The following is a 13,026-nucleotide window of genomic DNA, read 5'->3' as shown; positions in this document are numbered from 1 at the left end:
GGACGGGACGCTGCTTCAAGCGTCCCGGCCTGGCCGCCCTCCCATGGACCGAGTCAACGAAGCCACCAAGGATTGCCTCGATGCCGCCATCCAGCTCCGACGTTCGGACGCTGCCTCGGTGGCTCCGCCGGAGAAGCTGCACTTCCAGCTTCGAGGGGTCGTGGACGAACTGCTGCGCCGCTCCGCCGTGCTGGGCTTCAGCCACCAGGACGCGCAGGACATGGCCTACGCGCTCGTCGCGCTCCTGGATGAGGTGGTGCTGGGCAAGCCGGAGCCGTACCGGCAGTTCTGGATGAGCCACCTGCTCCAGTTGCACTACTTCAACGAGAACGTGGCCGGTGACGGCTTCTTCAGCCGGCTGCACGCGGTGCGCAAGGATCCGCACCGCGCGGACGTCCTCCGGGTCTACTACCTCTGCATGCTCTTCGGCTTCCAGGGCCGCTACCGCATCCGCGGCGGCGAGCTGGAGTTGATGACGCTCATCGACACCGTGCAGAAGGACCTCCAGCGCGCGCGCCCCTTCGACTTCGACGTGCTGTCACCGCACGGCGAGCGTCCCACCGAAGCGCTGTTCTCCGCGCGGAGGAAGGCCTCCATCGTGTCCATCGCCGCGGGGGCGCTGGTGACCGCGCTGCTGATGTACGGCGGGCTGCTCTTCAGCCTCGACAACACGCTGAAGATGCTCATGAAGGACATCGAGCTCCACGTGGCGAAGAACGCCAACAACGGAGGCGCGGCCCCGTGATCGCCTACCTCCTCTTCTTCCTGGCGCTGCTGGGCCTGGGCGGGGCCGCCATCCTCAAGCTGCACCTGCCGCCGCTCTGGGTGGCAATCGCCGTGGCGGGCGTGACGGTGCTGGTGCTGGGCGGCGCGTGGCTCATCAAGCGCATCCGGGCCCGGAAGGCGGCCAAGAACCTGGAGGGCGCCCTCCAGCAGCAGGCCGCGGAAGAGCTCAAGACGGTGCGGCCGGATCTCCAACCGGAGATCAAGGCGATGCAGGCGGAGTTCACCAAGGCGGTGGAGGCGCTCAAGACCTCCAAGCTGTCGCGCGGTGGCAAGGACGCGCTGGCGGTGCTGCCCTGGTACCTCATCGTGGGCCCGCCGGGCGCCGGCAAGAGCACGGCGCTGCGCAACTCCGGGCTGAAGTTCCCCTACCTGTCCTCCAGCAAGGGCGGCGGCGTCCGGGGCGTGGGCGGCACGCGCAACTGCGACTGGTGGCTCACCAACGAGGCCGTCATCCTCGACACGGCGGGCCGCTACGTCGCCAGCGAGGACGAGCGCCCGGAGTGGCTCGCCTTCCTCGACACGCTGATCAAACACCGCCCGCGCCGGCCCATCAACGGCCTCATCGTGGCGGTGAGCATCGACGAGCTGTTGACCATGGACCCGCAGGCGGCGGGCGAGCTGGGCCAGGGCATCCGCGAGCGCCTGGATGAAATCACCTCCCGGCTGCGCATGCTGGTGCCCGTCTACCTGATGGTCACCAAGTGCGACCTGCTGCCCGGCTTCGTGGAGATGTTCTCCGACCTGCCCCGCTCCGAGCGCGGTCAGCTCTGGGGCTTCACCATCCCCATGGACGCGCAGAAGGAGGCGTCCACGGAGCTGCTGCTCCAGCGCTTCGACGAGCTGACGGCGGTGCTGGAGCAGCGCTCCATCAAGCGCATCGGCGAGGAGCGCCAGCAGGAGACGCGCGAGCGCATCCACCAGTTCCCCCAGAAGTTCGACGCGCTCCGCAAGACGCTGTCGGAGTTCGTGCAGCCGCTCTTCCTGGAGAACATCTTCCAGGACACGCCGGTGTTCCGCGGCCTGTACTTCACCAGCGCCACCCAGGACGTGCGCTCGGTGGAGCTGGTGTCGCCCTCCGCGGGCGACGTGTTCGGAACAACGAACGGACGCCCCCAGGCGGAGACCACCGCCGAGGGCCGCAGCTACTTCCTCTGGGACGTCTTCACGAAGGTGATGTTCCTGGACCAGAAGGTCGCCGTTCGCAGCTCGGCGGAGGAGCTGCGGCTGCGCAAGCGGCGGCTCGTGCTGGCGGGCGCGGCCTTCGCGGCGACGGCGCTGGTGCTCTGCCTTCCCACGCTGTCCTTCTTCAAGAACCGCGAGCTGGCGCAGGAGGTGCGCGACGCCATCACGGTGGTGAACGCGGACCGCAAGGACGACATCAGCCGGGTGCAGGACCTCACGCCCCTGCGCAAGCAGCTCCAGGAGCTCACCTCGCACCGCACTGACGGCATCCCGGTGTGGATGCGCTTCGGCATGTACAAGGGCGACCAGCTCTTCCCCGTCGCGCAGTCCTTCTACAACGGGTCGCTGCGCCGGGTGCTCCTGGGGCTCCAGTACGAGCGCATCCAGCAGAGCCTGATGCTCTTCTCCCAGAACCAGGCGCGGCTGGACTGGAAGCCCAGTTCGGACGACTACCGCAAGCACTTCGAGGATTTGAAGATGTACCTGCTCATCACCCAGCCACGCGCGCAGGGTGAGCCGGAGCTCGACGAGGCCCACCGCGAGTGGCTGGTGCGCAAGATGGTGGAGCACTGGACCAACGTGAAGGGCACGTCGGGCCAGGTCGACCTCGAGCAGACCATCAGCCACCACGCCGCGACGTACATCCGCATGCTCGCGGAGGAGCCGGAGCGGCTGGCCTTCCCTCGCGATGACCGCGTGGTGCGCGCCGCTCGCAGGGCGCTCAACCGCGTGCCGCTCGCCACGCTGGAGCTGGAGCAGATCATCGCCGACGCCGGCCGCGAGTACCCCGACGTGTACCTGGAGGAGCTTGTGGGCGCGGTCCCCGCCTTCCAGACCAAGAAGAAGATCCGCGGCGCCTTCACGAAGAACGCCTGGGAGAACGTGGTGAGCCCCCGGCTCGCCAGCGCCTTCGAGAACCGGCAGACGTGGGTGCTCGACCGGGACTCGGCGGAGGACGAGAAGGCCACGCGCGCCCAGCTGCGCACGGACTACTTCGAGACATACATCCAGGAGTGGAACGAGTTCCTGCTCTCCATCCGCGTCCAGGAACCCAACAACCTGGACCAGACGCAGGAGCTCATCGACAGCCTGCTGCGCGGCAAGCCGACCGCGTACGGCCGCCTCTTCCAGTCCGTCGTGCACAACGTGCAGTTGGAGAAGAAGGCCCGGGGCGCCAAGGACGATGCGGAGCCGGGCCTGATGGAGAAGTTCTTCTCCTCGAAGAAGGACGCGGAGAACAAGGCTCCGCCCAAGCTCATCGATGCGCGCGCCACCAACGGCGGGGAGGAACTGAGGCCACGCGATGTCGAAGTGGCCTTCGCCCCCCTCATCCGCTTCGTCACGAAGCTGAACGCCACGGACGACATCCAGGAGAAGCAGACGGCGCTCCAGTTCTACGAGGACCACCTCCTGGTGGTGCAGGCCACGTTGCTCGCGGTGAAGGAGAAGCCCGCCGAGTCACGCCTGTTCCTGGACAAGATCAAATCCACGAAGCTGCTGGTGGAGGCGCTCATCCGCCAGCAGGAGGGGGCCGCGTCCATCCTCGAACGGCTGTTGATGCCGCCGCTGCGCAACGTGGACATCACCATCACCACCGGCGTGGCCAACGGCAAGAGCTCACTGTGGTGCGAGCAGATCGTCACGCCCTACGAGCAGCTCATGGCGGGCCGTTACCCGTTCGTCGCCACATCGCTGCTGGAGGCGCCGCTGCCGGAGATCGCGGAGTACCTGCGTCCTGAGGGAGGCACCATCCGCAAGTTCTACAAGGAGCAGCTGCTGGAGGACGTGGCGCCCAAGGGCCGCAAGTGGGACTTCATGGTGCCGCAGAGCGCCTCCAACTACCGGCCGGAGATGCTGACGTTCCTGGAGAAGAGCAGCGCGCTGGCCAGCACTCTCTTCGTGGGGGACTCCGTGGATCCGCTGGTGCGCTTCCAGGTGCGCATCCGGGCCGGCACGTCCGCGGACAACGCCGCGTCGGAGATCTCCGCCGTCTCCTTCACGCTCGACGGCACGGATGAGACGTACCGCAACGGCCCGGACACGGTGTGGAAGCCGATGACGTGGCCGGGCGCGGCCGGGAAGCTGGGGGCGCACATCCACGTGGAGCACGCCTCCGGGGCCACGGGCGACATCGACGAGCCCGGGGAGTGGGGCCTGTTCCGCCTGCTGGAGCGCGTGAAGCGCATCGAGCCCAGCGCGGACGGCCGCTACTTCACCGCCATCTGGGAGATCGAGGACATGAAGGGCGCGCTCATCTCCATCGACATCCGCCCGGAGCGCACCAGCAACCCGTTCTTCGGCCTGTCCGGCAACAAGGGCAAGCTGATGCAGATCTTCCGGGACCCCGGCCTCCAGCCGCCTCGGGGCATCGCGCGCGGCGACACCAACTGCGGCAGCGGCAAGCACCTCGTGGCACAGGACGGGCCTCCCTGATGAGGGTGGTCCCGCCCGCACACCGGATCGGCCTGCTCGGCAAGACGCCACGGCACGCGGAGTTCGTCCGGCACAACACGGCCAGCCCGCTCGCCCAGCAGCTCCACCGCTGGCTGGAGGAGGGCATGGCCCGCGTGCAGCGTGCGCGGGCGGAGCTGCCCGCGACGCCACACCGCTTCGTCTTCACCGCGCCGGGACATCCCACCGCGCTGGTGGGCGTGGTCACCGCGAGCGCGGACAGCGTGGGCCGGGGCTTCCCGCTGGCCGTCTTCACCGAGCTGCCCGCGGCGGAGCTGGCCGACCGGTACGCGCTGCTTCCAGAGGCCTACGAGTCCTTCCTCCGGATGGGCACCGAGCTGGTGCGGGACGCGCCCCGGCTGGGCATCCCCGAACTGCTGGAGCGGGCGGCGCAGCTTCAACTGCCCCGTCCTGGCGACTTCAAGCTGGCGGAGCGGCTGCGCGCCAGCGTCCTGTCGGAGCACTCCTGCGCGGAGCTGCTGAAGCCCGTGTGCGCGGACGCGCCGCCCGAAGGCCGCTACTACGCGCTGCACACCTTCCTCACCGCGTGCGAGGGCGAGCGCCACCGCGAGCAGGCACTGGCCCAGGTGGTGCTGGACTGCCCGCTGGACGGGCGACTGGGGCCGGTGGCGTGGCTGGAGCTGGCGTCGCGACTCTTGCGCTGGCCGTCGACGTCGCCGGGGTTCCTCTGGTCCGAAGGGGACCGGCCCCGGCTGCTCTTGTGCCTGGGCGCGCCGACCGCCGCCCTCCTCCTGTACGTGGCCCAGCCGGACCTCGCGAGCGCGCAGCTGTGGCCGCTCAAGACCCAGCGCACCGCCGCGCTCGCCAGCGCGAAGCGGGCCCTGAGCCCGGCACAGCGCGAGGTCCTCGACGCGTCCACCGCCTCCATCGAACAGCTCCTGCGCGCCGCCGCACGGAAGGTCTGACACCCGCCATGACCGCCTCCGCTGAACTCCTCCGCGCGCGCACCCGTCCCTGGCTGGAGCCCATCTCCGAGGACAAGCCGTCCGGCGTGCAGGCGAAGCACGACCCGGCCTACGAGGCCGTGTCCACGGAGGTCGCCAAGCTCGAATCGCCCGCCAGCGACGCGGTGGACTGGGCGGGCGTCGTGCGGGGCTCCGGCCAGTTGCTCCAGCACACCACCAAGGACCTCTGGCTCGCGTCCTACCTCGCGTACGGGATGTACATGACGGAGGGCCTGTCCGGCGCCCTCACCGGCATGGTCGTGCTGGCGGAAGTCACCGACCAGTACTGGCCCACCCTCTTCCCGGACGCGAAGCGTCTGCGAGGCCGGGCGAACGCGGTGACCTGGTTCGTGGAGCGAATGGGTCGTGTGCTCCCCTCCGTGAAGGTGACGGCCGCCGACAGCGACCTCCTGGGCCAGCTCTCGGAAGCCGCCGCGCGGCTCGCGGAGCTGTCACGCGCCCGCTTCGAGGGACAGGGCCCCGCCTTCGGACCACTGCTGGAAGGGGTGATGCGGCTGCGCGCCTCACTCCAGACTCCTGAACCCGCGCCGGCCCCCATCGCAGCGCCTTCGGTCGCCACGCCCGCTCAGCCGCAAGCCACCCCGTCGGCGCCAGCGCCCACCCTCTCCATGCCCCCGCCGTCCGCGGAGCTGGCGAGCCCCGAGGCCGCGACGGACTTCCTGCGCAACGTCGGCGCCTCGCTCGTGAGCGCCGCGGGCCTGGTCCGCCGCGCGAACACGGCGGATCCGCTCGCCTACCGGATGCTGCGCACGGGCCTGTGGCTGCACCTCTCACAGCCGCCCGCGCCGGGTGCCAACGCGCGCACGTCGCTGCCGCCCTTCCCTCCCGCGCTGCGCGAGCGGCTGGAGCGCATGGCCACCCACGCCCGGTGGGCGGAGCTGCTGGAAGAGGCCGAGTCCGCGCTGGTGCAGCACCGCTTCGCGCTGGAGCTTCAGCGCCAGGTCGCGAACGCGCTGGCGGGCCTGGGCGCGACCCACGCGGGCGCGCGCGAAGCGCTGATGCTGGAGCTGGCGGCGCTCCTTCGCCGGATGCCCGGGGTGGTGGACCTCGTGGCGTCGGACGGCACGCCCCTGACGGATGCCGCGACAAAGCAGTGGCTCCAGACCGAAGTGGTGCCCAGGGCCGCGCCCGCAACCCATGCCGCCAACGCGCCCCGGGCCCCGCGGATTGCCCTGCCACCGCTCCCATCCGAGACACCCACCCTCAGCACTGGCGTGGTCCTGGAGGAAGAAGCCCGCGTCCTGATCGAAGCGGGCAAACCGGAAGAGGCCCTCCAAAGGCTCCAGTCCGCGGTGAACGCGGCCACCACGGGCCGGGCCCGCTTCATCGCGCGCCTATCCCTGGCACGGATGTGCGCCAACTCCGGCAATCTCTTACTCGCACGGACGCTGTATGAGCTGCTCGATGAGGAATGCAGCGCACGGCAGTTGGATGCGTGGGATCCCGCGCTCGCGGCCGCGTGCCTGGAGGGATTCCTGACCTGCACCTTTGCCCAGACAAATTTCACTGGGCGTCTGGAAATGGACTTACACCTTCGTTATCGTCGCCTCGCGCAACTCGATGCACCGGCCGCGTTGCGCGTGCGCGTCGAACGATTGGAAGCGACTGCGGAGTCCGCTCCGGACACGACCGCGTCCTAACCGTTTCACCCCAGGAGAAAGCCGAAGATGAGCAAGGAAAACTCCGTCGCCCCGACCGAACGCGTCAACATCGTCTACAAGCCCGCCACCGGCAATGCGCAGGAGCAGGTGGAACTGCCGCTGAAGACTCTCGTGATGGGAGACTTCACCGGCCGCGAGGATGACCGTCCGCTGGAGCAGCGCGCGCCCATCAACGTCGACAAGAGCAACTTCAACGAGGTGATGGCGCAGCAGGATCTGCGCGTCACCCTCTCCGCGGCCGACAAGCTCTCCAGCGAGGCGGGCGCGACCCTGTCCGTCAATCTCCAGTTCAAGAACCTGTCTGACTTCGCGCCCGAAAGCGTCGTCAACCAGGTGCCCGAACTCAAGAAGCTGCTGGAGCTCAGAAACGCGCTCAACGCGCTCAAGGGCCCCCTGGGCAACCTCCCGGCCTTCCGCAAGAAGCTGCAGTCCATGCTCAACGATGAGGAAGGCCGCAAGAAGCTCATCGAGGAGCTGGGACTCAAGCCCGAAGACATCGCCGCCGCCTCCGCCCCGACCAAGTAATCCGAAACGAGCGCGAACATGAGCACACAAACCCAGCCCCAGACCCCCGCCGCGGACGCCGCGATCGCTCTCGGCTCCAACTCGTTGCTCGACGAAATCCTCTCCGAGGCGAAGCTCAAGCCCAAGGACGAGGGCTACGACATCGCCAAGAAGGGCGTGCAGGCCTTCATCACGGAGATGCTGGCGCCGGACCGCGGCGAGGAGCGCATCGACAAGGCGCTCGTGGACGCGATGATCGCGGAGATCGACCAGCGCATGAGCGCGCAGGTCAATGAGATCCTCCACGACAAGCAGTTCCAGACGCTGGAGTCGTCCTGGCGTTCGCTGAAGTTCCTGGTGGACCGCGTGGACTTCCGCGAGAACACCCGCGTGGAGATGCTCAACGTCTCCAAGGCGGACCTGCTCAAGGACTTCGACGACGCGCCGGAGGTCGTGAAGTCGGGCCTGTACCGCATCGCCTACTCCAACGAGTACGGCGTCTTCGGCGGCAAGCCCTACGGCCTCATCACCGGCAACTACGACTTCGGACCCGGCCCGCAGGACGTGGACCTCCTGCGCAAGTGCGCGTCCGTGGCGGCCATGGCGCACGCGCCGTTCATCGCCAACGCCAGCCCGGAGTTCTTCGGCGAGGAGAGCTTCCTCAACCTGCCGAACCTGAAGGACCTCAAGTCCTTCTTCGAAGGGCCCCAGTACGCGCGGTGGCACTCCTTCCGGGAGAGCGAGGACGCGCGCTACGTGGGCCTGTGCCTGCCGCGCTTCCTCCTGCGACTGCCGTACGGAGAGAAGACGGTGCCGGTGAAGGCGTTCAACTTCACCGAGGACGTCGTCGGCCACCATGATCGCTACCTGTGGGGCTACGCCTCCACGGCGTTCGCCACGCGCGTGACGGACTCGTTCGGCAAGTTCCGCTGGAGCCCGAACATCATCGGGCCGCAGTCCGGCGGCGCGGTGGAGACGCTGCCCCTGCACCAGTACGAGGCCATGGGGGAGATCCAGACGAAGATCCCCACGGAGGTCATGCTCACGGAGCGCCGCGAGTTCGAACTGTCCGAAGAGGGCTTCATCGGCCTGGTGTTCCGCAAGGACGCGGACAACGCGGCGTTCTTCTCCGCCAACTCCACGCAGAAGCCCAAGTTCTTCGGCTCGTCGCCGGAAGGCAAGGCGGCGGAGACGAACTACCGGCTGGGCACGCAGCTGCCGTACATGTTCATCATGACCCGGCTCGCGCACTACGTGAAGGTGCTGCAGCGCGAGCAGATTGGCAGCTGGAAGGAGCGCGCGGACCTGGAGCGCGAACTCAACCAGTGGATGAGCCAGTACATCGCGGACATGGATGATCCGGCCCCCGCGGTGCGCTCGCGCCGCCCGCTGCGCGCCGCGCGTGTGACGGTGGAGGACGTGGAGGGCCAGCCGGGCTGGTACCGCTGCAACCTCCAGGTGCGCCCGCATTTCAAATACATGGGCGTGTCCTTCACGCTGTCGTTGGTTGGAAAGCTCGACAAGGAGTGAGCCCCTCTCGCAGCTCAAAGATGCGCCTGTCGTAACGCCCAAGCAGTCGGGGGGCTCCATCACACCCGATCCGCCCTCCCGCGGGCCGGGTCCAACGCGCGGGCAGACAGCCGCGCACGAGGTGGCCGAAAATGGCTGAGACAGTACATCTGTACCTGAAGGCGAACGGCAGCGAAATCAAGGGCGAGAGCACCCAGACGAGCCTCGGTCGTGAAGGCTCCATCGAGTGCGTCTACTACGAGCAGGAGGTCATCACGGCCCGCGAGGCGGGCTCCGGCCTGGCCACGGGGCGCCGCCAGTACCCGCCCCTGCTCATCCGCAAGCGCATCGACAAGAGCTCGCCGCTGCTCATGAAGGCGCTCGCGGAGAACCAGGTGGTGGAAGGCGTGCTGAAGTTCTTCCGCCCCAACCCCACGGGTGACGGCACCACCGAGCAGTTCTACACGGTGGGCTTCGCCCAGGGCCGCATCGGCAGCATCAAGCAGACGGTGCCCAACACCATCATCCCCGCCACCTCCACCGAGCCGCCCCTGGAGGAGGTCACCTTCGTGTTCCACACCATCAACTGGACGTACACGAACGGTGGCGTGACGCACGAGGATTCCTGGGCGACGCAGCGCTAGTCACACCCTTTCGCGGGGCGCCCTTCCAACACATGGGAAGGGCGCTTCGCGTCCGCCCCGAGCCCGCCCGGAGCCCGCAAGACCCCATGGCTGAACGAGGATTGCTTTCCCGCATCGCGGCAGGCCAGGGCTCCCTGGTGTCCCAGGGGGACATCGTGGAGTCGGTGGCCGCGCACCTGCGCGTGCTGCTCAACACGCGTCGGGGTGAATCCGCCGCGGCGCCGAACTTCGGCATCCTCGACTTCAACGACGTCGTGCACATGTACCCGTCCGCCATCCCGAAGATGCAGCAGTCCATCCGCATGGCCATCCAGGAGTTCGAGCCGCGCCTGAAGAGCGTGGTGGTGATGCACCAGCCGAACGAGGATGATCCGACGGCGCTGATGTTCGACATCAGCGCGCAGCTGTCCTGGAAGGGCCAGCGCGGCGCCCTCCGGTTCCATACGCACATCCATCCCGGCGGCAAGGTGGACCTGTGGTGAGCGGGGTCAGCGGCGCAAGACGAGACGGGGGACGGGGATGTTCAGCAAGTACTACCTGAGCGAGTTGACCTACCTGCGGGAGATGGGCCGCGCCTTCGGGCTGGCGAACCCCAGCGTCGCGGGCCTGCTGGTGGAGCGCGGCGCGGACCCGGACGTGGAGCGCCTCCTGGAGGGCTTCGCCTTCCTCACCGCGCGCATCCGCGAGCGCCTGGACGACAACGTCCCGGAGATGGTGCACGGCCTCACGGAGCTGCTGCTGCCCCACTACCTGCGGCCCCTGCCCGCGACCACCATCGTGGAGTTCACGCCCCAGGTGAGGGCGCTGCGCGGGCGCTCGCGCATCCCCGCGGGCGCGGAGGTGGCGTCGCAGCCGTTGGACGGCACGTCCTGCGTCTTTCGCACCACGTCCGACGTGGACCTGATGCCGCTCACGCTCCAGGACGCGATGTTGGACCGTTCGTCCCTGACGTCGCCCGTGCTGCGGCTGTTCTTCCAGACGCACGAACAGGGCCGCGCGGAGGTGTTCCGCGCCGCGGGCGTGCGGCTCTTCATCCACGGGGAGCTGTCCGCCAGCTCGCTCGTGCTCTTGTGGCTCCTGCGCTACTGCAAGGCCGTGCGCGTGCGAGGGGCCTCCGACAGTGGACCGGGCCTCCGGCTGCCACCGGACGCGGTGCGCGCCACCGGCTTCGAGCGCGACTTCAAGCTGCTGCCCTGGCCCCGGGCCACGGAGGGCTACCGGCTGCTCCAGGAGTACTTCACGCTGCCGGAGAAGTTCCTCTTCTTCGACGTGCGCGGCCTGGACGCCGCGGCCTCCTTCGTCACGGAGGACAAGTTCGAGATCGCCTTCGAGCTGGAGCGTCCTCCGCCGATGGACGCGCGCATCACCCGGGAGATGTTCCGCTTGCACTGCGCGCCGGTCATCAACCTGTTCCAGGTGCCGGCGGACCCCATCCTCCACCACGCGTTGGACCGAGAGCACCTGCTGCGCGCCTCGGACCTGCCGCCGCAGCACGCGGAAATCTATTCGGTGGACGCGGTGACGGGCATGCAGGCCGGGCGCAACGAGCGCCGCGCGTACCATCCCTTCTTCGACTTCGAGCACACCCGGGGCGAGGGCGCGGAGACGTCCTTCTTCCGCATGCGGCGGGTGCACTCGCCCATCGACGACGGCATCGACACGTACCTCACGCTGGAGACGCCGCGCGACGTGGCGCCCCTGCTGGGTTCGGAGGAGGTGCTCTCCATCGACCTGACGTGCACCAACCGTTCGCTGCCTTCGCGGCTCCAGGTGGGCGACCTCACGGTGTCCACGTCGGCGTCGCCCACGCAGGCGAAGTTCAAGAACATCGCCCCGCTGAGCCGGCCCGCGCGGGCGCCGCTGGGTTCGGAGTTGCACTGGCGGCTGCTGTCGCACCTGGCCGTCAACCAGCGCTCCCTGTCGGACGCGGCGGCGCTGCGGCGGCTGCTCGACCTCTACAACTTCCAGGCGCTGGCGGACAACCTGGCCTCGCGCGCCAGCCGTCAGCGCGTGGACGCGGTGCAGGCCCTGAACGCGAAGCCGGTGACGCGCTTCCTGGAGGGTGCGCCGCTGCGCGGAAGCCTCACGACCATCGACGTGGACGAGAAGAACTTCCAGGGCGTGGGAGACGCCTTCCTCTTCGGATGCATCCTGGATGAGCTGCTGGCCTCGAACGTGACCATCAATTCGTTCAGCGAGTTGAACGTCCGTCTCCACCCCTCTCAGACGGAGTTCTCGTGGCGCCCGAGGAACGGCTCCCAGCGCATCTCGTAGCGGCCAGCCGCGAGCTGGAGGAGGCGGCGCCCCGGCTGGGGTTCTTTCAGCTCGTGTCCTACCTGGAGCGCCTGACGGAGGGCGCCGTGCGGGTGGGCGACGTGGGGCCGGTGAGCGAGGAGATGATCCGCTTCCGGCATGATCCGTCGCTGGGCTTCTCCTCCGGGGACGTGAGCAGCGTCACCCTGCGCGAGGTGCCCGTGCGCGCGGAGGATCCGCACGCGAGGAGGCCGCTCTTCGAGGTCGCCACGAGCTTCCTGGGGCTCACCGGCACGGTGAGTCCGCTGCCCATGTATCTGGCGGAAGAGGTGGCCCAGGAGGATCCGGACCACGCCGTGCGCAGGGAGTTCCTGGACCTCTTCCACCACCGGCTCCTGTCGCTGCTCTACCGGCTGGAGACGCGCTACCGCGTCACCAGTGAATCCAACACGGGCTTCACGGACCAGTGGTCCCGGCGGCTGCTCGCGCTGGCGGGGTTCGACACCTACGAGCAGCACTCCGACAGCAAGCTGCCCATCTCGCGGCTCTTGCGCATCGTGCCGCTGCTGGCCAGTCAGGTGCGCACCGCGGAGAAGCTGGAGGTCGCGCTCCAGGAGGCGCTGGGCGAGGACCTGGAGGGGGCTTCCGTCACGGTGCACCAGTTCGTGGGGCGCTGGGTGGACATCGACGCGCGAGCACGGCTGGGGCATTCCTTCAACCAACTGGGCCGCAACATGCTCCTGGGGGGCAAGGCGTTCGACAGAACGGGGAAGATGCGGATCGCCATCGCGCCGCTTCCGCCCCGGGCCTACAAGCGCCTGCTGCCGGACGGCAACCTCCTGCCGATGGTGCGCGAGGTGATGGCGCTCTTCCTGCGGGATCCGCTGGAGTACGAGTTGGAGCTGGGGCTCACCGAGAGCGTCAGCCAGACCTTCTTCCTGTCCATGTTCAACCACAAGGCCTCGCGGCTCGGCCGGGACACGTGGCTGGGCAATGGCCATCAGAACCGCTTGAGCGTTCCGGGCGCGTGAGCTTCGCGCCACCGGCGCT

General features: G+C 68.6%; 10 protein-coding genes. All 10 read left to right on the top strand.

Annotation, left to right across the window (positions count from 1 at the left end):
• The first annotated feature begins 43 nt into the window (after window positions 1-43).
• The 10 genes from OV208_RS13025 to tssG all read left to right on the top strand — a co-directional run bounded on the left by OV208_RS13025 (window position 44) and on the right by tssG (window position 13,007).
• Entirely contained in the window at window positions 44-745 is a 702-nt protein-coding gene (locus tag OV208_RS13025; RefSeq protein ID WP_267574148.1) for a DotU family type IV/VI secretion system protein, read from the top strand.
• Window positions 742-4,401: a type VI secretion system membrane subunit TssM gene (tssM, locus tag OV208_RS13020; protein WP_267574147.1), complete on the top strand. Its 3,660-nt coding sequence runs from the start codon at window positions 742-744 to the stop codon at window positions 4,399-4,401. The genes OV208_RS13025 and tssM overlap by 4 nt, the downstream gene beginning before the upstream one ends.
• Complete coding sequence (gene tagF / locus OV208_RS13015; RefSeq protein WP_267574146.1) at window positions 4,401-5,345, top strand: type VI secretion system-associated protein TagF; 945 nt, start codon at window positions 4,401-4,403, stop codon at window positions 5,343-5,345. Before tssM ends, tagF begins: the two co-directional genes overlap by 1 nt.
• A gap of 8 nt (window positions 5,346-5,353) precedes the next feature.
• A complete protein-coding gene (tssA, locus tag OV208_RS13010) occupies window positions 5,354-7,045 on the top strand; it encodes a type VI secretion system protein TssA (RefSeq protein ID WP_267574145.1) in 1,692 nt (563 codons plus the stop codon).
• Between the two features lie 27 nt (window positions 7,046-7,072).
• Entirely contained in the window at window positions 7,073-7,591 is a 519-nt protein-coding gene (gene tssB / locus OV208_RS13005; RefSeq protein ID WP_120533791.1) for a type VI secretion system contractile sheath small subunit, read from the top strand.
• 18 nt (window positions 7,592-7,609) lie between these two features.
• Entirely contained in the window at window positions 7,610-9,100 is a 1,491-nt protein-coding gene (gene tssC, locus OV208_RS13000) for a type VI secretion system contractile sheath large subunit (RefSeq protein WP_120542568.1), read from the top strand.
• A 131-nt stretch (window positions 9,101-9,231) separates the two neighbouring features.
• A complete protein-coding gene (gene tssD, locus OV208_RS12995; RefSeq protein ID WP_120542567.1) occupies window positions 9,232-9,723 on the top strand; it encodes a type VI secretion system tube protein TssD in 492 nt (163 codons plus the stop codon).
• 86 nt (window positions 9,724-9,809) lie between these two features.
• Complete coding sequence (gene tssE / locus OV208_RS12990; protein WP_267574144.1) at window positions 9,810-10,205, top strand: type VI secretion system baseplate subunit TssE; 396 nt, start codon at window positions 9,810-9,812, stop codon at window positions 10,203-10,205.
• A 37-nt stretch (window positions 10,206-10,242) separates the two neighbouring features.
• Complete coding sequence (gene tssF, locus OV208_RS12985) at window positions 10,243-11,997, top strand: type VI secretion system baseplate subunit TssF (RefSeq protein WP_267574143.1); 1,755 nt, start codon at window positions 10,243-10,245, stop codon at window positions 11,995-11,997.
• Window positions 11,961-13,007 carry a type VI secretion system baseplate subunit TssG gene (gene tssG / locus OV208_RS12980; RefSeq protein WP_208726397.1) on the top strand — a complete coding sequence of 349 codons (1,047 nt, stop codon included), beginning with the start codon at window positions 11,961-11,963 and terminating at the stop codon, window positions 13,005-13,007. Before tssF ends, tssG begins: the two co-directional genes overlap by 37 nt.
• Window positions 13,008-13,026: the final 19 nt, after the last annotated feature.

It is taken from the genome of Corallococcus sp. bb12-1 (assembly GCF_026626765.1).
In the GTDB taxonomy this organism is placed as follows: domain Bacteria; phylum Myxococcota; class Myxococcia; order Myxococcales; family Myxococcaceae; genus Corallococcus; species Corallococcus terminator.
The sequence above is the reverse complement of the archived record's forward strand: the minus strand, read 5'-3'. Positions and strand labels throughout refer to the sequence as shown.